This is a genomic window from Aeromicrobium terrae (assembly GCF_008039565.1).
In the GTDB taxonomy this organism is placed as follows: domain Bacteria; phylum Actinomycetota; class Actinomycetes; order Propionibacteriales; family Nocardioidaceae; genus Aeromicrobium; species Aeromicrobium terrae.
This window is the reverse complement of the sequence record NZ_VDUX01000004.1, coordinates 344,514-363,719: the sequence shown is the minus strand read 5'-3', so window position 1 is coordinate 363,719 and position 19,206 is coordinate 344,514. Positions and strand designations below refer to the sequence as shown.

General features: G+C 71.5%; 19 protein-coding genes. 12 read left to right on the top strand and 7 right to left on the bottom strand.

The features are described 5' to 3' along the window. Positions 1–7 precede the first annotated feature (7 nt). Positions 8–1,144 (top strand): MalY/PatB family protein, encoded by a 1,137-nt coding sequence (locus tag FHP06_RS10825; protein ID WP_147686606.1) that lies wholly within the window; start codon positions 8–10, stop codon positions 1,142–1,144. Here the strand turns inward: FHP06_RS10825 and FHP06_RS10820 are convergent. Genes FHP06_RS10820 through FHP06_RS10810 form a run of 3 tightly spaced genes read right to left on the bottom strand, consistent with a single transcriptional unit; the run spans position 1,119 to position 2,783 of the window. Continuing rightward, entirely contained in the window at positions 1,119–1,691 is a 573-nt protein-coding gene (locus tag FHP06_RS10820; protein WP_147686604.1) for a nucleoside/nucleotide kinase family protein, read from the bottom strand. The two genes, FHP06_RS10825 and FHP06_RS10820, sit on opposite strands and share 26 nt — an antisense overlap. Continuing rightward, positions 1,691–2,332: a methyltransferase domain-containing protein gene (locus FHP06_RS10815; protein ID WP_147686602.1), complete on the bottom strand. Its 642-nt coding sequence runs from the start codon at positions 2,330–2,332 to the stop codon at positions 1,691–1,693. Before FHP06_RS10815 ends, FHP06_RS10820 begins: the two co-directional genes overlap by 1 nt. 25 nt (positions 2,333–2,357) lie before the next feature. Then, the gene (locus FHP06_RS10810) at positions 2,358–2,783 is read right to left on the bottom strand and encodes a nuclear transport factor 2 family protein (protein WP_147686600.1); all 426 of its coding nucleotides are present in this window, start codon (positions 2,781–2,783) and stop codon (positions 2,358–2,360) included. Between the two features lie 60 nt (positions 2,784–2,843). Here FHP06_RS10810 and FHP06_RS10805 point away from each other — a divergent pair, with 60 nt between their 5' ends. Genes FHP06_RS10805 through FHP06_RS10795 form a run of 3 tightly spaced genes read left to right on the top strand, consistent with a single transcriptional unit; the run spans position 2,844 to position 5,775 of the window. Continuing rightward, complete coding sequence (locus tag FHP06_RS10805) at positions 2,844–3,644, top strand: SDR family oxidoreductase (protein WP_147686598.1); 801 nt, start codon at positions 2,844–2,846, stop codon at positions 3,642–3,644. Beyond that, complete coding sequence (locus tag FHP06_RS10800; RefSeq protein ID WP_147686596.1) at positions 3,641–4,708, top strand: NAD(P)H-dependent amine dehydrogenase family protein; 1,068 nt, start codon at positions 3,641–3,643, stop codon at positions 4,706–4,708. The genes FHP06_RS10805 and FHP06_RS10800 overlap by 4 nt, the downstream gene beginning before the upstream one ends. Next, positions 4,705–5,775, top strand: coding sequence for an NAD(P)H-dependent amine dehydrogenase family protein (locus FHP06_RS10795; protein ID WP_147686594.1), 1,071 nt, complete (start codon positions 4,705–4,707; stop codon positions 5,773–5,775). Before FHP06_RS10800 ends, FHP06_RS10795 begins: the two co-directional genes overlap by 4 nt. A gap of 6 nt (positions 5,776–5,781) precedes the next feature. Here FHP06_RS10795 and FHP06_RS10790 read toward each other — a convergent pair whose 3' ends face one another. Continuing rightward, positions 5,782–6,375, bottom strand: a complete 594-nt coding sequence (locus FHP06_RS10790) for a TetR family transcriptional regulator (protein ID WP_147686592.1) — start codon at positions 6,373–6,375, stop codon at positions 5,782–5,784. Positions 6,376–6,413: 38 nt separating this feature from the next. On the opposite strand from FHP06_RS10790, the gene FHP06_RS10785 reads away from it, so the two are divergent. The 3 genes from FHP06_RS10785 to FHP06_RS10775 are packed head-to-tail and all read left to right on the top strand — an operon-like array spanning position 6,414 to position 9,398. Next, positions 6,414–8,492 (top strand): acyl-CoA dehydrogenase, encoded by a 2,079-nt coding sequence (locus tag FHP06_RS10785; RefSeq protein ID WP_147686590.1) that lies wholly within the window; start codon positions 6,414–6,416, stop codon positions 8,490–8,492. A gap of 2 nt (positions 8,493–8,494) precedes the next feature. Next, complete coding sequence (locus FHP06_RS10780; protein ID WP_147686588.1) at positions 8,495–9,103, top strand: LysE/ArgO family amino acid transporter; 609 nt, start codon at positions 8,495–8,497, stop codon at positions 9,101–9,103. Between the two features lie 7 nt (positions 9,104–9,110). Continuing rightward, a complete protein-coding gene (locus FHP06_RS10775) occupies positions 9,111–9,398 on the top strand; it encodes a DUF1905 domain-containing protein (protein ID WP_147686586.1) in 288 nt (95 codons plus the stop codon). Here the strand turns inward: FHP06_RS10775 and FHP06_RS10770 are convergent. Continuing rightward, a complete protein-coding gene (locus tag FHP06_RS10770; RefSeq protein ID WP_187271896.1) occupies positions 9,385–10,068 on the bottom strand; it encodes a TetR/AcrR family transcriptional regulator in 684 nt (227 codons plus the stop codon). The genes FHP06_RS10775 and FHP06_RS10770 overlap by 14 nt on opposite strands. Before the next feature lie 83 nt (positions 10,069–10,151). Between FHP06_RS10770 and FHP06_RS10765 the strand changes: the two genes are divergently transcribed. Further along, on the top strand, positions 10,152–10,784 hold the full coding sequence (locus FHP06_RS10765; RefSeq protein WP_147686582.1) for a hemerythrin domain-containing protein: 633 nt from the start codon (positions 10,152–10,154) through the stop codon (positions 10,782–10,784). Here FHP06_RS10765 and FHP06_RS10760 read toward each other — a convergent pair. After that, a complete protein-coding gene (locus tag FHP06_RS10760) occupies positions 10,751–11,998 on the bottom strand; it encodes an alpha/beta hydrolase (protein WP_147686580.1) in 1,248 nt (415 codons plus the stop codon). The genes FHP06_RS10765 and FHP06_RS10760 overlap by 34 nt on opposite strands. Positions 11,999–12,060: 62 nt before the next feature. Between FHP06_RS10760 and FHP06_RS10755 the strand changes: the two genes are divergently transcribed. Beyond that, positions 12,061–13,467 (top strand): WS/DGAT/MGAT family O-acyltransferase, encoded by a 1,407-nt coding sequence (locus FHP06_RS10755; protein ID WP_147686578.1) that lies wholly within the window; start codon positions 12,061–12,063, stop codon positions 13,465–13,467. Positions 13,468–13,562: 95 nt separating this feature from the next. On the opposite strand, the gene FHP06_RS10750 is transcribed toward FHP06_RS10755, so the two are convergent. Next, a complete protein-coding gene (locus tag FHP06_RS10750; protein WP_147686576.1) occupies positions 13,563–14,453 on the bottom strand; it encodes an alpha/beta fold hydrolase in 891 nt (296 codons plus the stop codon). Positions 14,454–14,506: 53 nt separating this feature from the next. Here FHP06_RS10750 and FHP06_RS10745 point away from each other — a divergent pair, with 53 nt between their 5' ends. From FHP06_RS10745 to FHP06_RS10735, 3 genes are read left to right on the top strand one after another with little or no spacing between them, the layout of a single operon-like run. After that, entirely contained in the window at positions 14,507–16,699 is a 2,193-nt protein-coding gene (locus FHP06_RS10745; RefSeq protein WP_230973479.1) for an acyl-CoA dehydrogenase, read from the top strand. Further along, a complete protein-coding gene (locus tag FHP06_RS16295; RefSeq protein ID WP_147686572.1) occupies positions 16,696–17,976 on the top strand; it encodes an FAS1-like dehydratase domain-containing protein in 1,281 nt (426 codons plus the stop codon). The genes FHP06_RS10745 and FHP06_RS16295 overlap by 4 nt, the downstream gene beginning before the upstream one ends. Further along, complete coding sequence (locus FHP06_RS10735; protein ID WP_147686570.1) at positions 17,973–19,136, top strand: lipid-transfer protein; 1,164 nt, start codon at positions 17,973–17,975, stop codon at positions 19,134–19,136. Before FHP06_RS16295 ends, FHP06_RS10735 begins: the two co-directional genes overlap by 4 nt. Positions 19,137–19,206 lie beyond the last annotated feature (70 nt).

Genomic DNA, 19,206 nt, shown 5'->3' with positions numbered 1-19,206 from the left:
TGGCGGCATGCACCCGCTGCGTGAGCTGACCCTGGACGACCTGCGCCGCCGCACGAGCATGAAGTGGACGGCGTACGACCCCGACGTGCTCCCGCTCTGGGTCGCGGAGATGGATGTCCGGCCGGCGCCCGCCGTGACGGAGGCGTTGACCGAGGCCGTCGCGCTGGGCGACACCGGATATCCCCAGGACGGACCGGTGTACGCCGAGGCGCTGGCGCGGTTCGCGGCCGACCGCTGGGGCTGGGACGACCTCGACGTGCAGCGCACCGCCCTGGTGGGCGACGTGATGACCGGGCTCGTCGAGATGATCCGGCTCGTGTCCGACCCGGGCGACCCGGTCGTGGTGAACCCGCCGGTGTACCCGCCGTTCTTCGGGTTCGTGCAGCACGCGGGTCGCTCGATCGTCGAGGCGCCGCTGGGGCCCGACGGCCGGCTCGACCTCGACGCCCTCGGCACCGCATTCGAGCGGGCGGCGTTCGGTGGCCGCCGTGTCACCTATCTGCTGTGCAGCCCGCAGAACCCCACGTCGGTGGTCCACACCCGTGACGAGCTGGCCGCCGTGGCCCGGCTGGCGGCCGAGCACCGCGTCCGCGTGGTGGTCGACGAGATCCACGCGCCGGTCGCCGGTCCCGAGTTCGTGCCGTACCTGAGTGTCGACGGCTCCGACGACGCGTACTCGGTGTTCTCGGCGTCGAAGGCGTGGAACCTCGCCGGCATGAAGGCCGCGGTCGCGATGGGCGGCGCGGCCACGACGGACGAGCTGGCGTCGCTGCCGTACGTCGTCGGCCACGGCCCCAATCACTTCGGCGTGATCGCCGGCGTCGCGGCCCTCGACGGCGGCCGCGAGTGGCTCGACGGCCTCCACGCGGACCTCGCCGACAACCGCGACCTCCTGCAGAAGGCGCTGGCCGACCGGCTGCCGCAGGTGCGGTGGAACCCGGAGCCGGGCACCTACCTCGCGTGGCTCGACTGCCGCGAGCTCGGCCTTGGCGACGACCCAGCCGCTGCCTTCCTGGAGAAGGGCCGAGTCGCCCTCACGTCGGGCCTGGACTTCGGTCGCGGCGAGGGGTTCGCCCGGCTCAACCTGGCCACCACGCCCGAGATCATCGACGAGGCCGTCACGCGAATGGCCGCCGCCGGTTGAGCTTGTCGAAGCCCGCTCTGACTCTGTCGGTGTTCGGCTCGTCCACCCGCTCCATCCACGCGCGAGCCTCGTCCTCGGTCTTCCCGAACGCGACGTGCCGGCGGAGCAGCCGCTCGCGCCGGACGTCGTCGTCGAGGTCGACGCACCAGACGTCGTCGAGCAGCGACCGCACCTGGTCCCACGGCGGCGCGTCGTCGAGCAGGTAGTTGCCCTCGGTGATCACGAGCTCGACTTCGGGCCGGACCTCGATCGCGTCGGGCACCGGCTCCTCGACCGTCCGGTCGAACCCCGGCGCCCGCACGGTGACGCCGGGCTCGCGCAGGCGGCGCAGCACCTCGAGGTAGCCCTCGGCGTCGAACGTGTCGATGCGCCCCATCACGTCGCGAAGCCCTCGCTCGCGCAGCACCGCCTGCGGGAGGTGGAACCCGTCCATCGGCACGATCGCGACGGACAGGTGCGCGCCCAGGTGGGCGGCGATCCGCTCCGCGAGCGTGCTCTTCCCGGACCCCGGCGGGCCGCACAGCCCGAGGACGACCCGGTGCGACATCAGCCCGCGCGCGTGCAGATCAGCAGGTTGTAGCTCACGTCCGACCCGGGCCTGGCAAGCGTCTTCACGTCCACCGCGAGACCGGCGGCCTCGAGCATCCCGGTCACCTCGTCGAGCGGGCGGACAATGAAGCCGTGCTCGGCGAACGGCTGGCGGCCGAGCCAGTCCGGGTCCGCCACGCCAAGTACGCCACGCCCGCTCGGCGCGAGGACCCGAGCCGCCTCCGCAAAGGCCTCCTCGAGCTTCGGGATGAAGTAGATCGTATTCAGGCTGATCCAGCCGTCGAGCTCGCCGTCCTCGACGGGCAGCGAGTCCATCGCTCCGTCGGCCAGGACGAGCTGACCACCGGCCACCTGCGACGCATAGGTCTTCCTGGCCCGGGCGACCATCGAGGGGGAAGGCTCGATGCCGTGCACCCGCCCGTCGGCGCCGACGGCGTCCAGGAGCAGCCCGAGCCCGATCCCGCCACCGAACCCGATGTCTGCGACCCGTTCACCGCCGGTGCACCCCAGGGCGTCCACGGCGGCAGTGATCGATGCGCCGTTCCGCTCGTTGAGCTGGTTCGCGACGACTCCGCCGAGCAGCCCGGACGGGTTGCCCAGCTGCCGGCTCAGGAGGCGCTGGACGAGCTTGATCGCCATGCCGGCCACTATCGCAGAGGTCGCGTCAGTCCTTGCGGTCCCAGACCATCTTCTCGACGAGCTCGCGGCTCCTCCAGCCGTCGGGGGTGCGGACGAGCTGGTGCAGGTAGTGGCCGCCCATCTCCATCCGCCACATGCTGCCGTCGGGCTGCTCGATGGCCATCGGGTTCATCAGGTAGACGACGAGCTCGGCGGTGTCGCCGTGGAGGGTGACCTCCTTCTGGCACACGTAGTGCTGCATCTGCGCGAACATCGGCAGCGTGGCGGCGAGCCAGTCGCGCACCTCGTCGCGGGTGCCGGCGATGCCGCCGCTCGCGGTGTAGTCGATCGTCGCGTCCGGGGTGAAGACGGTGTCGTAGAGCGCCCAGTCGAGCTGGTCGACGGCGCGCGTGTAGCGCGTGATCAGGTCGTCGATCTCGATGCGATCGGAGATGGTCTGGAGGTCGAGCATGGTCCCGACTGTAGACCAGAAAACTGGAACACGTTCTAGTTTGTGCGCTACTGTCCCGACATGGTGCTGGAGAGGTTCCGTCTGGACGGCCGCGTCGCCGTCGTCACCGGAGCCGGCCGAGGGATCGGGGCGGCCAGCGCGGTCGCCCTCGCCGAGGCCGGAGCCGACGTCGTGCTGTCCGCCCGCACGGAGGAGCAGCTCAAGGAGGTCGCCGCGCAGGTCGAGGCGCACGGACGGCAGGCGCACATCGTGCCGGCCGACCTGTCCGACCTCGACCAGGCCGCCGGGCTCGGCCAGGCCGCCGTCGACGCCTTCGGGCGGCTCGACGTCGTGGTCAACAACGTCGGCGGCTGGATGCCCAAGGAGTTCGTCCGCACCAACGTCGCGTCGATGGAGGACGCGTTCCACTTCAACGTCTCCACCGCGCACGCGCTCACGCGCGCCGCCCTGCCGCACCTGCTGGCCGGCGACGGCGGCTCGGTCGTGAACATCTCCTCGGTGATGGGCCGTGTCACCGGTCGCGGCTACCTCGCCTACGGCACCGCCAAGGCCGCGCTCGCCCAGTGGACCCGGCTCGCCGCTCGCGACCTCGCGCCGCGCGTCCGGGTCAACGCCGTCGCCGTCGGTTCGGTCGCCACGTCGGCGCTCGACATCGTCACCGGCGACGAGGGCCTCACCGCGGCGATGGAGGCCAACACCCCGCTCCGCCGCATCGGCGACCCCGACGACATCGCCGCCGCCGTCCTCTACCTCGCCAGCCCCGCCGGCTCGTACGTCACCGGCAAGGTGATCGAGGTCGACGGCGGCATCGACGCACCCAACCTCGACATGGGCCTGCCCGACCTGGAGGAGCCGCAATGACCTACCGCGTCGTCGCGTGGAGCACGGGCAACGTCGGCAAGAACGCCATCGCCGGCATCGACGCCCGCCCTGACCTGGAGCTCGTCGGCGTCTGGGTGTCCAACCCGGACAAGGTCGGGCAGGACGCCGGCCGCCTCGCGAACCTCGGCAAGGACCTCGGCGTCCTCGCCACGAACGACGTCGACGAGATCATCGCCCTCAAGCCGGACTGCGTCGTCAACACCGCGATGGCCGACGACCGGCTGTTCGAGGCGATGGCCGACCTCGAGCGCCTGCTGCGCGCCGGCCTGAATGTCGTGTCCAGCGGGCCGGTGTTCCTGCAGTTCCCGTGCGGCTCGGTGGCCGACATGGCCGGCGGCGTGAAGCAGGCGGCCGTCGAGGGCGGTGCGTCGCTCTACGTCAACGGCATCGACCCGGGCTTCGCCAACGACTGGCTCCCGCTCTCCCTGACCAGCATCAGCGAGCGCATCGACCAGGTCCGCTGCTCCGAGGTGCTCAACTACAACACCTACGACCAGGGCATGATCCTGTTCGACGTCATGGGCTTCGGGAAGCCGATGGACCACGTCCCCATGCTGCTCGAGCCGGGCGTGCTGACGATGGCGTGGGGCAGCGTCGTGCACCAGATCGCGGCCGGCCTCGGGGTCGAGCTCGAGGACGTCGAGGAGTTCTACGAGCGCGTGCCCGCGGAGAAGACGTTCGAGATCGACAGCGGCACCATCGAGGCCGGCACCGTCGCCGGGCTCCACTTCGAGCTGCGCGGCAAGGTCGGCGGCAAGGACGTGATCGTGCTCGAGCACGTCACCCGCGTGCACGACGACATCGCGCCCGAGTGGCCGCAGCCCGCGGGCAAGGGCTGCTACCGCGTCGAGATCAAGGGCGAGCCCAACTACGTCGTCGACGTCCAGCTGCTCGGTCGCGACGGCGACCACAACACCGCAGGCCTCAAGGCCACCGCGATGCGGCTCGTCAACGCGATCCCGGCGGTGGTCGACGCCAAGCCGGGTCTGGTGACCGCGCTCGACCTGCCGCTCGTCACCGGAAAGGGGCTGATCGGGGCATGACCTCACGCATCGTCGTCTGGGGCACCGGCTTCGTCGGCAAGCTCGTCCTGTCGGAGGTCTTCGACCACCCCGAGTTCGAGCTCGCGGGCGTCGGGGTGAGCAACCCGGAGAAGGTCGGCGTCGACGTCGGCGTGCTCTGCGGTCGCGACCCCGTCGGCGTCACCTGCACCGACGACCTCGACGCCCTCGTCGCGCTGAAGCCCGACGCACTCGTCCACTACGGCCCCACCGCCCTGCACGCCGACGAGAACATCCGCGTGATGACCGCGTTCCTGCGTGCCGGCGTCGACGTCGTCTCCACCGCCATGACCCCGTGGGTGTGGCCGGCGATGAAGCAGAACCCGCCGGACTGGATCACCCCGGTCGAGGAGGCGTGCGCCGCGGGCGGGTCGTCGTGCTTCACCACCGGCATCGACCCCGGCTTCGCCAACGACCTGTTCCCGATGACGCTGATGGGCCTGACGTCGGAGGTCCGCGTCGTCCGCGCGCTGGAGATCCTCGACTACGTGAACTACCTCGGTGACTACGAGGACGAGATGGGCATCGGCCGCGAGCCGGAGCACCAGGCGATCCTCGAGATCCCGGACATCCTGATCATGGCGTGGGGTGCGACGGTGCCGATGATGGCCGAGGCCGTCGGCGTCGAGCTCGACGACATCACCACCACCTACGACAAGTGGGTCACGCCGGTCGAGGTGAAGAGCGCCAAGGGCGTGATCCAGCCCGGCCAGGTCGCGGCGGTGAGCTTCACGATCAACGGCGTGTACAAGGGCGAGACCCGCATCCAGCTCCGGCACGTGAACCGCGTCGGTCAGGACTCGGCGCCCGACTGGCCGCGCGGCGGGCAGGACGACGTCTACCGGGTCGAGATCGAGGGCACGCCGTCGATCACGCAGGAGACCGCCTTCCGGTTCAGCGACGGCAGCGGCCGCGACGCTGCGACCGCCGGTTGCCTGGCCACGGGCATGCGCGCGCTGAACGCCGTGCCCGCCGTGAACGACCTGCCGCCCGGCTGGGTGACGCCGCTCGACCTCCCGCTCATCGCGGGTCGCGGCTCGATCCGCTGAGTCGTGTCAGCGCAGCAGCAGGCGGACGGCCACGTCCATCGACCGCTCGACCTCGTCCGCCGTGGTGCGCCCGGTGACCCAACCCATCAGGGCGGACAGCCAGACGTCGCCGATGACGCGGACGATCGCGGTGTCCTCCTCGGTGGGCTCGCGGGTCTGATCGGTGCCCTCGATGGCGTGCGTGATGATCGCGGTCAGCTTCATGCCGACGTAGTGGATCTCCTCGGACACCGACGCGTCGGCGAACATGAACGCGCGGGTCAGCGCCTCGGTGAGCTGCGGCTGCTTCTGCATGGCCTTGGTGGTGACGCCGAGGACGTGCATGACCCGCTCGTGCGGGGTGTCGCCGGGAACGGGGCGACCCTGCGCCTGCGCCTCGGCTCGCTCGAACTGGCGGCCGAGCGCGGTGACCAGCAGGTGCACCTTCGACGGAAAGTACCGGTACAGCGTGCCCAGGGCGACGTCGGCGTTGTCCGCGACCTCGCGCATCTGCACCGCGTCGAACCCGCCCTCGTTCGCCAGGGCGATGGTGGCGTCGAGGATGCGACGACGGCGCTCGCGCTGGGCGTTCGAGCCGGGAGTCTCTGTCACACTGGTCATCCTATTATTGAAACACGTTCTAGATTCGGAGGCGAAGCATGCCTGTCGGCGTGACGCGCGAGCACCTCGAGCTCGGCTCGAGCATACGGGCGTGGGCCGTCGAGCTCGGTGGAACCGCGGCCGTCCGCGAGTCGGAGTCCGACGTCGCCGCCGCCTTCGCCAAGACGTGGCAGGCCGTCGTCGAGATGGGCCTCACCGGCATCGCCATCGAGGAGTCGCACGGCGGCGGCGGGGGCGATCTTCTGGACCAGGTGGTGGCGGTCGAGGCGGCTGCCTACGGTCTCGTGCCCGGACCGATCCTCTCCACCACGGTCGTCGCGCAGGTGCTCGCCCGGACGTCGGCCACCGACGCGCTCGCCGACCTCGCGTCCGGCGGCCGTGCGGCCTTGGCGCTCACCGACTCACTGGCCGTCGGAGCCGTGGACGCCCGGTGGCTGCTCGCCCCGCACGACGGTGGGTGGCGGCTCTACGACGGTGACGGCTGGTCCGTCGAGCCGGTCGCCGGCCCGGACCTGTCGCGTCGCGGAGGCCGTGTCTCGATCTCCGGTGGGGGCACGCCGCTGGACGGGGTCGACGACGCACTCGTCCGCCGGGTCCTGGTGACGATCGCGGCCGCCGAGGCGTCGGGCGTCGCGCAATGGTGCCTCGACACCGCCGTCGCCTACGCCAAGGTGCGCGAGCAGTTCGGTGCGCCGATCGGCTCGTTCCAGGCGGTCAAGCACCTGTGCGCCGAGATGCTGGAGACCACCGAGTCGATCGCCGCGGCCGCGTGGGACGCCGCCGTCGCCGCACGGTCCGACCAGGCCGACTTCGCCGCCGACGTCGCCGCCGTGGTGGCGCTCGACGGCGCGGTCTCCGTCGCGCAGACCTGCATCCAGGTGCTCGGCGGCATCGGGTTCACGTTCGAGCACGACGCCCACCTGTACCTGCGCCGTGCCGTGGCGCTTCGCGGGATCGTCGGCGCCCTCACCGGTGGCGGCGAGCAGTCGGCCGCCCGGCTGGCCCGGCGCGCGCTGGACGGCGAGCGCCGCACGATGGAGATCGACTTCCACGGTGCCGATGAGGCGTTCCGGGCGACCACCCGCGACGAGCTGGCGTCGATCGCCACGCTGCCCACGTATGAGCAGCGGGCAGCCCTGGCGCGCGCCGGCTACTTCATGCCGCACCTGCCGAAGCCGCACGGCCTGGACGCCGGCCCGGTCGAGCAGCTGGTCGTCGACGAGGAGCTGGCCCGCGCCGGCCTCGTCCGCCCGGACATCGCCATCGGCGGCTGGGCGGTGCCGACGATCGTCCAGCACGGCACCGAGGAGCAGCGCGACCGGTTCGTCCTGCCGACGCTGCTCGGCGACATCTTCTGGTGTCAGCTGTTCAGTGAGCCCGGTGCCGGGTCCGACCTCGCGTCGCTCAGCACTCGCGCCGTCCGGGATGGGGACGGGTGGCGCCTCACCGGCCAGAAGGTCTGGACGTCGCGCGCGCACGACGCCGACTGGGCCATCTGCCTCGCGCGCACCGACAAGGACGCCCCGCCGCACAAGGGCATCACGTACTTCCTCGTGGACATGACGTCCGAGGGCATCGACGTCCGGCCGCTGCGGGAGATGACCGGCGAGGCGATGTTCAACGAGGTCTTCCTCGACGACGTCTTCGTGCCCGACGACTGCGTGGTGGGCGAGGTCAACGACGGCTGGCGGCTGGCCCGCACGACGCTCGCGAACGAGCGGGTGGCGATGGGCTCCAAGCTCGGCCCGAGCACCGAGCGGGCGATCGAGCTGGTGGCCGGCCGCGGCGACCTCGAGGCTGCCCGCGTCGGTCAGCAGGTCGCGCTCGGCACGGTCTGCCGACTGCTCGGCGTCCGCTCCACACTCCGGTCGATCGGCGGCCAGGGCCCGGGCGCGGAGTCCAGCGTCGCGAAGCTGCTCGGCGTCCGGAACCGGCAGGAGTCATCGGACCTGATCGTCAGCCTGCACGGCCCCGACGCCCTGCTCGCCGACGACCCGGACATCGCCCAGGACGTCCACGCGATGCTGCTCGACCGCTGCCTCTCCATCGCCGGCGGCACCACGCAGATTCTCCGGAACGTCGCCGCCGAGCGCATCCTCGGCTTGCCCCGCAGCTGACCGTGGTCGCCAGTCTGCTTGCCGGGCTCGGCACCGGTCTCGGGCTCATCGTCGCCATCGGCGCGCAGAACGCCTACGTCCTGCGGCAGGGGATCATGCGGGCGCACGTCCTCGCCGTCGTCGCCGTGTGCGCGGTCTCCGACGTCGTGCTGATCGCGGCCGGTGTCAGCGGCGTCGGCGCCGCCGTGGACCGCGCGGGTGTGCTGCTCGACGTCGTCCGGTGGTTGGGCGTCGCGTTCCTGCTCTGGTACGCGGCGCAGGCCCTGCGACGCGCCCGTCAGTCGGAGGCGTTGTCGACGAACGGCGGCCCGGCCGAGTCCCGCCGAACCGTCGTCGGCCGTGCGGTGGCGCTCACCTGGCTGAACCCGCACGTCTACCTCGACACCGTCCTGCTGCTCGGCTCGATCGCCGCGACGCACGACGACGTGGCTGGCGGCCGCTGGTGGTTCGCCCTCGGCGCGGCGGTGGGCAGCATCGTCTGGTTCACGGGCCTCGGCTTCGGCGCCCGCCTGCTGGCACCCGCGCTCACCCGGCCACGCGCCTGGCAGGTGCTCGAGGTGTGCATCGCGGCGACGATGATCGCTGTGGCGCTGCAGCTCGCCGTTGGATGATGGGCCCGTGGACGTCGAGTTCTCAGGGCCCGTCATCGAGTGGCGCGGGCCGGCGCCGTACTACTTCGTCGCGATCCCCGAGGACGAGAGCGCGGACATCAAGGAGGCCGCCGCCGGCCTGGAGTACTGGGGCCAGGTGGCGGTCGAGGTGCGGATCGGCGGCATCGACTTCACGACGGCCCTGTTCCCGAAGGACGGCCGCTACCTCCTGCCGCTGAAGGACCGCGTCCGCCGAGCCCTGGGCGCGCAGGTCGACGACGTGCTCTCGGTGGGACTGAGCCTCAGGCCGCGGTGAGCAGCTGGACGCGGAGGGTCTCGCGCAGCCAGGCACGGTAGCGGGCGTGGCTCCAGCGCCGGGAGGTGCGCAGCATCAGGTAGATCTCCGGGCTGGACAGTGCCCACAGGGTGTCGGTGGCCTCGCGGAGGTCGCCGCGCAGCCGCTCTCCCGGGATCATCCCGATCGCCGCGCGCAATGAGACGAGCCGGCGCTTCAGCGAGTTCTCCAGGGACGTCGCCGCGGTCTCGTCGACGCTCGCGGCGTCACGCAGCACGGCCCACAGCGGGCTGATCCGCTCCAGCACGCCGGAGATGCGGTCGGCGATCAGCTCGACCTGACGCTCGGGCTCGTTCTCGGCGGCGATGTGCCGCAGCGCGGGCCGGCCCGCGGCGTCGAACTCCGGCGGCTCCTCGAGCGGGTCGTCCGACGGGACGCCGGCGGTGGCGCGCTGGATCACCTGCTGGATGAGCTCGCCCTTGCTGCGGCCGGCCGCATAGACGGTGGCGAGGGAGACCCCGGCCGTCGCCGCGATCTCGGTCATCCGCGTCCCGGCGTAGCCGTCGGCGAGGAACCGCTCCTCGGCCGCCGCCAGCACGCGGTCGCGGGTCTCGCTGCGCTGCTGCGACGCGCGCTCGCGCCGGCGCGTGGCGTCGTACGCCCGCTTCTCCTCGACGGCCTCGCGCTCCACGTCACTCCTGGTCGTTGACGGCCTCAACCATTTCAACTAGAATGAGGTTCTAGTCAGAATACCAATCTCGGGGAGATTCTGTCGTGACCGAACACCGGACCATGAACACGATCATTCACGCGGCGTTCCGTCGGGACCTCTCCCGCTTCGACGACGCCCTCGCCACGTTCCCGTCGGGCTCGCAGACCCGCGCGAACGACCTCAAGAGAGCCTGGGACTGGTTCGATTCCGAGGTGCGCCACCACCACAAGTACGAGGAAGAGGTCTTCTGGCCGGCCCTGCGCAGGACGGACGCCGACCTCTCCTCCGTCGCCGAGCTGGACGAGGAGCACCACCAGATGCGTGGCGCGCTCGACACGGCGACGTCGACGATGGAGGCGCTGCACAATCACCCGACCGCCCTCTCGGCGGACGCGGCCCGCAAGGCCCTCGCGAGCTTCAGCGACGTCCTGCTCGGCCACCTCGAGCACGAGGAGCGCGACCTGGAGCCGATCAACGCCGCGTACCAGGACGCTCCGCCCATGCAGACGGCCGCGAAGAAGGTGGTCCGGGCGCAGCGTGGCCGGCTCGGCAACATCCTCGCGTGGCTCCAGGACGGTGCCGACGCGGACGCGCGTCGTGCCCTGCGGAGGCAGATCCCGGCCCCCGTCGTGGTGGTGGTGACGGCGCTGGCCGGCCGCCGCTACCGACGTGACGTCGCGTCGGTCTGGGCCTGAGCCCACCGGGCCCGGTGCCACTGCAGCCAGCGCTGCGCGGCGCCGGTGGCGTGCTGGCTGCGGTAGGACGAGAACACCTCGAACGCGTGCTGCGCGCCGGGCAGCTCGGCGTACGTGACCGTCGCCGCTGACTTCTTGCGAAGCGCCTCGACGAAGTCGCGGGCCTGCTGCACGGGGGCCAACGTGTCGTTCGCGCCGTGGATGACGAAGAAGTCGGGCGCGTGCTCGTCGACCTGCGCGATCGGCGACGCCTGCACGAACTCGTCCATCGCGTCCTGAGCACTCTTCTTGAACACCCACGGCGCGATGAAACGGTCGCGCATCTCGACGGACATCGGTCCGGTCAGGCCGGCGACGTCGTAGACGCCGTAGAACGGGACGCAGGCGTCGACCGACGTGTCGGCGTCCTCGAACCCGGGCTGGTAATCCTTCAGGTTCGGGGTGAGCGCGGCGAGCGCGGACAGGTGTCCGCCCGCTGAGCCGCCGGTGATGGCCAGGTACGACGGGTCGCCGCCGTAGTCGGCGATGTTCTCGTGGATCCACGCGACGGCCCGCTTCACGTCGACGATCTGCGTCGGCCACCGGTGCTTGGGCGCGAGCCGGTAGTTGGAGGCGACGCACACCCAGCCCTGCTGGGCCAGGCGGTTCATCAGGATCAGGCCCTGCTCCTCCTTGGCGCCGATCGTCCAGGCCCCGCCGTGGATCTGGAGCAGGACGGGCGCGTTCGTGAGGTCGCGGTCCTTGGGCCGGTAGATGTCGAGCCGGGCGCGGCGCCCGCCCTCGACGTACTGGACGTTGCGGATCCACCCGACGTCGCGCCGACGTAGGTGGAACGGCCGAGCGACGGAGCCGCGGGGCACGCGCAGGTCGAGCGGGCCGGCCAGGTCGAGGGTCTCGAGGTAGTTCTCGCCGATGCTCTCGCGCAGGGCCTCGTCGAGCTCGGTGCCGGTGCGGCGGGAGCGGGCGATCGAGTGGCTGAGCATCCCGGCGGCCGCGGCGGCGGCGAGCAGGCCCAGCTTGGAGCGGTCCTTCCGCAGCAGGAGCTCGGCGGCGGTGTCGGCCAGGCCGGCGGTGAGCAGGTGCGGCGCGAGCTCGCTGGTGGGCCAGCCGAGGGCGAACCCGGGGATGCCGGCCCAGGGGTTCTTGGGCGGCCGGATCGCGTTGAACGCCAGCGCCGCGAGAGCGATCTGACGGCGCCTGAACCCGGCTGACATGGGCGTCCCTCCGACGGTTTCCGCATTAGTAGAACACGTTCTAAAACGCTAGGATACCGGCCATGGATCGACTCAGCGGTCTGGACGCCAGCTTCCTGTACCTGGAGAGCGGCGCCCAGCTCATGCACGTGTGCGGGCTGATCGTCGTCGATCCCGCGACCATCCCCGGCGGCTACGACTTCGGCTCGTTCAAGAAGGAGCTGTCGCGCCGCGTCTCCGACGTCCCGATGTTCAACCGCAAGCTCAAGACCGTGCCCGGTGGCATCGACTTCCCGCTCTGGGTGGTCGACGAGGAGTTCGACATCGACCGGCACGTCCACCGGCTCGAGGTGCCGGCGCCCGGGGGAGAGCGCGAGCTGTCGGAGGTGGCCGGCCACCTCGCCGGCATCCCGCTCGACCGGAGCCGCCCGCTCTGGGAGATGCACGTGATCGAGGGCCTGGCCGACGGCCGGATCGCGGTGTTCTCGAAGATGCACCACGCGTCGGTCGACGGCGTCTCGGGCTCCAACATGATCTCGTACCTCTGCAGCCTCGAGCCCGACGCGCCGCCGCTCGACAGCGCCGACGCCCCGGGCGCCCTGGTGCAGCAGCAGCGCGTGCCGGGCGACTGGGAGCTCTTCGGCCGCGGCGTCGTGTCCACGGTGGCCAAGCCGTGGCAGCTGGCCCGCCTCGTCACGCCCACCGTCCGCACCCTGGTCGAGACCGGCCGGCGCGCGCGTCAGGGCACGGCGATGGCCGCCCCGCTCACCGCGCCGCGCACGTCGTTCAACGGCACCATCACCGGCCACCGCTCCATCGCGTTCACCGACATCTCGCTCGACGACATCAAGGCGATCAAGAACGCCGTTCCGGGCGCCACCGTCAACGACGTGGTGCTGGCCCTCAGCGGTGGCGCGCTGCGTCGTTACCTCGAGGAGCGCGGCGAGCTGCCCGACTCGTCACTGCTCGCCAGCGTGCCGGTCTCGGTGCACAGCGAGTCCAAGCGCTCCGGCCGCAACAAGGTGTCGTCGATGTTCTGCCGGCTCGGCACCGACGTCGAGGACCCGCGCGAGCGGATCACCCAGATGTCCGTCGCCAACGCGAACGCCAAGGAGCACCACAAGGCGGTGCCGGCCGACACCCTCCAGGAGTGGGCCGAGTTCGCCGCGCCGCGGACGTTCGGCCTGGCGGTCCGCATGGTCTCGGACCTCCGCCTCGCCGAGCGCGCCCCGGTGATCCACAACCTCGTGATCTCCAACGTGCCGGGCCCGCCGGTGCCGCTGTACTTCATGGGCGCGCGCATCGACGCCCTCTACCCGCTCGGCCCGATCTTCCACGGTGCCGGCCTGAACATCACCGTCATGAGCAACAACGGCGAGATCCACATCGGCGCCATCGCCTGCAGCGAGCTCATGCCCCGCGTCTGGGACCTCGTCGACGCCTTCCCCGACGAGCTCAAGGCGATGAAGGCCGCCGTCCTCGACGCCTGAGTGGTCTCGATACGGCCCTCGTTCCTCGGGCCTACTCGACCACCGGTGGTCGAGTGCCCCGCGAGCGCCAGCGAGTGGGGTGTATCGAGACCACCTCAGGCGAGCTGTCGGTCGCGCATGCGTGCGTTGGTGGCGTGGACGGCCTCGAGGAACGCCGGCACGAACGCCTGGTGCTCCATGACGCAGCCGGCGTGGCCGCAGAGCGCCTCGTGCACGGTGGCGCCGGGGATGCGGGCGGCGAGCTCGCGCTGACGCTCCGGCGGGACGACGCGGTCGCGGGTGGTGACCACGACGGCGGTCGGGACGTCGATCTGCCCGAGCCAGGGCGTGGAATGGTGTCGGCCGAGCGACGCGACGGCCTGGCCGATCGCCCACGGGCTGGTCTCGCGCCACTGGTTCATCGCCCAGCGCGCGGTGTCGGACCGGTCGCCGTCGATGGCCTCCACGGCCGCGGCGCTCGCCCGGTTGACGGTGCGCGAGCGCGAGAGCGTCGCGGTGAGGCCCATGCCGATCTCCATGCCGGCGTGGAACAGCCGCTCGCGTCCGTTGGTGCGGAAGTGCGCGGTGCTGGCGGCGAGCACGAGGCCGCCGACGGCGTCGGGGTGCTGGCGCCAGACGCGCTGAGCGACGACCGACCCCATCGAGTAGCCGGCGACCATCGGCCGGTCGAGTCCGAGGTGGTCGACGAGCGCGGCGACGTCGTCGGCGCAGTCGGACACCAGGAACCGCTCCGACGTGATGCCGCGGCCGTGCCACCGCTGGTCGAACGTGATGACCCGGTAGCGCTCGGCGAGCCGCGGGATCGACGGGAACCAGGTCAGCTGACCCGTGCAACCGACCGCGTGCAGGAGCACGATCGTGGGAGCGTCGGGCGTCGGCCCGGGCACGTCGGTGAGCCAGGTCCGGCCCCGGCGAGGGAGCTCGAACCACTCGCCCTCGGGCAGGTCGACCGAGGGGAGGTCCGGCACGAACCGTCGGAAGGTCACTAGAACACGTTATAGTTTCGGCGGAGTGCCTGCCAGCTTCTAGGAGGAATGTCGTGGACTCGCTGCTCGACGAGGTGCGGTCCGTCATCGGCGACGTGCTCGACCGCGGCGACGGCTCCTGGGGCGCGCTGCAGGAGTCCGGGCTGCTCGCCCTGGCCGCTCCGGAGGCACACGGCGGCGAGGGTCTCGGCATGACCGAGGTCGGCGTGCTGCTGCACGAGGTCGGACGCCGCGCCGCCGATCTGCCGGTCTGGGAGACGCTCGCGTGCGGGCTGCTCCCGCTCGTCCGCTCCGGCTCCGACGCGCTGCAGAGCGAGCTGGTCCCGAAGATCGTGGCGGGGGAGCTGTTCCTCTCGCCGGCGCTGCGGACCGACGCGACCGTCGACGGCTCCGGCGTCAGCGGCACAGCGATCGGGGTGCCGGTGCTGGACGGTCCGACCGTGCTCCTGGTGTCGGGCACCGACCTTTCGACAGGCTCAAGGACCGTTGCCTTGGTTGACGTGGATGGTCCGGGCGTCTCTCGCGTCGAGACCGCGACGTCGCGCGGGACGACCGAGGCCACCTACACGTTCGAGAACGCGCCGGCGCTCGGGGAGCTGGACGCCGACGTCGTCCGCAGCCACGCCACCGCCGGGCTCGCGGCCTGGGGAGCGGGTCTGGTCGAGGGCGCCCGCGACCTGACCGCCGGCTACGTCCGTGACCGCAAGCAGTTCGGTCGCTCGCTGGCCGAGTTCCAGGCCGTCGCGCAGCAGATCGCCGACGTCTACATCGTGTCGCGGACGGTCACGCTCACCGCGGCCGAGGTGGCCCGCCGCCTCGACGCCGGCGACCCGGCCGACGACGACCTCGCCGTCGCCGCCCACTGGTTCACCGAGCGCGCGTCCACCGCGATGCAGACCTGCCAGCACCTGCACGGCGGCATGGGCGTCGACATCACCTACTCGATGGCCGCGTACTTCGCCGGCGTCCGCGACGTCACCCGTCACCTCGGCGGGCCGACCGCCATCGGCGCGGTGCCGATCACGGAGACCGCCGGCAAGAACGCCGAGCTCCCCGAGGAGCATCGCGCGTTCAAGCAGGAGGCGCGCGACTACCTCAGCACCCTCGTCAGCGACGAGGACGAGGACGAGATGCGCAGCGACCGGCACGGCCCGGCCTACCACCGGATCATCAAGCAGATGGGTGCCGACGGCTGGCTCGGCGTCGGCTGGCCGAAGGAGTACGGCGGCCAGGCCCGCAGCGCCATCGAGCAGCAGGCGTTCGTGAACGAGGCCGCGCGCTCGGACGTCCACCTGCCGGCCGTCACCCTGCAGACCGTCGGCCCGACGCTGCAGGTGTACGGCACGGAGAAGCAGAAGGAGATGTTCCTCGCGGACATCGTCACCGGCGACGTGCACTTCGCGATCGGCTACAGCGAGCCGGACGCCGGCACCGACCTCGCCTCGCTGCGCACCACGGCCCGTCGCGACGGTGACCACTACGTCGTGAACGGCCAGAAGATGTGGACCACCGGCGGCCACGCGGCCGACTACGTCTGGCTCGCCGTGCGCACCGACCCCGACGCCCCCAAGCACCGCGGCATCTCGATCCTCATCGTCGACACCCGCGACCCCGGCTACTCGTCCACGCCGATCGTCACCAGCGACGGCTCCCACCACACCAACGCCACGTACTACAACGACGTGCGGGTGCCCGTCGACATGCTCGTCGGCGAGGAGAACCGTGGCTGGGAGCTGATCACCACGCAGCTCAACCACGAGCGCGTCATGCTCGGTCCGGCCGGCCGGCTCGAGGGCCTCCGTGACCGCGTCGTCGCTTGGGCCGACGGCCGCACCACGCCCGACGGCACGCCGGTGCTCGAGGTGCCGTGGGTCCGCGACACCCTGGCCCGCGTCACCGCCGCGTTCCGCGTCAACGAGCTGCTGAACTGGTCCGTCGCGACGGGCAGTGGACCCGGCGGGGGTGCAGGGCCGCGGGCGGCGGACAGTACTGCCCGGCAGGCCGTCGCCGACGCGTCGACGTCGAAGGTCCTCGCCAGCGACGAGGTGCAGCGGCTCGGCCTGGCGCTGCACGACGTCGTCACCACGTACGGCGACCCGGCGGACCCGGCCACCGGCCGCCTCGCCGAGTACCTCGACGCCACCAGCAAGCGGAACCTCGTGCTCACGTTCGGCGGGGGCGTCAACGAGGTGCAGCGTGAGCTGATCGCGATGTTCGGACTCGACCTCCCGAAGGTGCCCCGATGAGCGACCTGCAAGAACGGTTCGACGAGATCAAGGCTCGCGGCTACGCCGAGGCCCGCGAGGGCGCTGACCCGGTCAACGAGCCGATGATCCGCCACTGGGCCGAGGCGATCGGCGACACCAACCCGCGCTGGCAGCCGGGTCCGGACTGCGAGGCGCCGCCGGCGATGGCGCAGGTGTGGACCATGCCCGGCCTCGTCGCGGAGCGCCCGCCCGGCGAGCCGCTGTGGGACACGATGGTCGCGCTCGACGACGCCGGCTACACGTCCGTGCTCGGCACCAACTGCGACCAGACCTATGCCCGCACCCTGCGCCCCGGCGAGCGGGTGAGCATCAGCTCGCGGCTCGACGACGTCGTCGGCCCCAAGCAGACCGGCGTCGGCGAGGGCTACTTCGTCACCACGCGGAACACCTGGACCGTCGACGGTGAAGAGGTCGCGACGATGCTGTTCCGGGTGCTCAAGTTCAAGCCGGGCACCGGGCGGCCGACCGTCGACCGGACCAAGCTCGTGCGGCCGATGGTGAACCGCGACTCGGCGTTCTTCTGGGAGGGCACCGCCGCCGGCGAGCTGCGCATCCAGAAGTGCAACGCGTGCGGCGAGCTCCGGCACCCGCCCGGACCGGTGTGCCCGTCGTGCCACGCGATGGACCGCGGCTACGTCGTCGCGTCGGGCCGAGGCGCGGTCCACTCCTTCCTGGAGCACCACGCCCCGCAGGTGCCGGGCAAGCAGCTGCCGCTCACCATCGCCCTGATCGAGCTCGACGAGGGGGTCCGGATGGTTGGCGAGGTCCCGGCCGGCGTCGCGATCGGCGACGCGATGGAGGTCTGGTTCGACCGCATCGACGATGAGCTCACCCTCGCTCAGTGGCGACCGGTCGGCACGGCGCCGGCGGAGCCCGAGCCGGAGCCCGCCTCCGACCTCCCGGTCTGGGAGCTGCCCATCACGCCGACGCTCGTGGTCTCCACGGCCCTGGCCACGCGCGACTTCCAGGACGTGCACCACGACCGCGACCTCGCGCAGTCGCACGGCAGCAAGGACATCTTCCTGAACATCCTCACCACCACCGGCCTCGTGCAGCGGTACGTGACCGACTGGTCCGGACCGCAGACGCAGGTGCTCTCGTGCGCGTTGCGGCTCGGCGCCCCGGCCCACCCGTACGACACGCTGCGGTTCACCGGTGAGATCGTGTCCGAGGATGACGGGGTCACCACCATCGACGTGACCGGGCGGGTGTCGCTCGGCAACCACGTCAACGCCAGGCTGGAGGTGCGTCGATGAGCCTCAGTGGCGTGGCGGCGATCGCCGGCATCGGTGCGACCGAGTTCTCCAAGGAGTCCGGCCGGTCCGAGCTCCAGTTGTCCGCGGAGGCGACGCTCGCCGCGCTGGCCGACGCGGGCCTCGAGGCGTCGGACGTCGACGGGCTCACCACGTTCACGATGGACTCCACCGCGGAGATCGCCCTGGCCCGCGAGCTCGGGATGGGCGAGCTGCGGTTCTTCAGCCGGATCAACTACGGCGGCGGCGCGGCGTGCGGCACGGTGCAGCAGGCGGCGATGGCCGTCGCCACCGGCGTGGCCGACGTCGTCGTCGCGTACCGCGGCTTCAACGAGCGCTCCGGCCACCGGTTCGGCCAGGTGCAGGGCGCTGCCGCGGCGCAGGCCAACACCAACGGCCTCGACAACGCCTGGACCTACCCGTACGGCCTGTCGACGCCGGCCGCGACCGTCGCGATGCAGGCCCGCCGCTACATGCACGAGTACGGCGCGACGTCGGAGGACTTCGGCCGGGTCGCCGTGGCCGACCGCCGACACGCTGCCACCAACCCGAACGCCTTCTTCTACGAGAAGCCGATCACGCTGGAGGACCACCAGTCGTCGCGGATGATCGCCGACCCGCTGCGCCTGCTCGACTGCTGTCAGGAGAGCGACGGTGGCGTGGCCATCGTCGTCACGTCCACCGAGCGAGCCCGCGACCTGAAGGCCGGCGCGGTCCCGATCGTCGCGGCCGCTCAGGGCAGCGCGCCCGACCAGTTCGTGATGACGTCGTACTTCCGCGACGACCTCGGCATCCCCGAGATCGGCGTCGTCGGTCGCGAGCTGTGGCGCCAGTCCGGCCTCTCGCCCGACGACATCGACACCGCCGTCCTCTACGACCACTTCACCCCGTACGTCCTCATGCAGCTCGAGGAGCTCGGGTTCTGCGCCACGGGCGAGGCGAAGGACTTCATCGCCGACGGCGCCATCGAGATCGGTGGCCGCCTCCCGCTGAACACGCACGGCGGCCAGCTCGGCGAGGCCTACATCCACGGCATGAACGGCATCGCCGAGGCGGTCCGCCAGGTCCGCGGCACGTCCGTGAACCAGGTCGCCGGCGCCCGCCATGTCTTGGTCACAGCCGGCACCGGCGTCCCCACGTCGGGTCTCATCCTCGGCACCTAGGCCGGCCGTGCTCGCTGGCAGTGACGTTTTCGCCCGGAAATTCGGAAAATCCGGGCGAAAACGTCACGCT